Consider the following 288-nt stretch of genomic DNA (forward strand, 5'->3'; position numbering starts at 1 on the left):
TTGACGGGGCGCCGGCCCTCCGGCGTGTGACTGGCGGTGGTGTCCCCGCACCAGCGGTTGACAGGTGTCGGATGTCAGGCCACGGGCTCTTGTCGTCACAGCCAGCCGCGGCGGGCGGCCTGCCAGGCCCGTTGCATGCGGGTGGCGGCTCCGGCGAGGGTCATCATGTGGTGGATGCGGCGTTGCACGGTGCGTCTGCTCATACCTGTCTGACTGGCGATGGCCTTGTCGGCGATGCCCGCGTCGAGGAGTGACAGGAGTCGACGGTCGCTCTCGGAGAGGAGACCG

The 288-nt window shown here is 69.4% G+C and carries 1 protein-coding gene; it reads right to left on the reverse strand.

What is annotated here, in order from left to right; translation table 11 throughout:
* Window positions 1-95: 95 nt before the first annotated feature.
* Window positions 96-288, reverse strand: a 193-nt coding sequence (locus tag LO771_RS30375; protein ID WP_374228284.1) for an AsnC family transcriptional regulator, incomplete at its 5' end; no start/stop codon positions are given.

This window comes from Streptacidiphilus sp. ASG 303 (assembly GCF_020991365.1).
GTDB lineage: Bacteria > Actinomycetota > Actinomycetes > Streptomycetales > Streptomycetaceae > Peterkaempfera.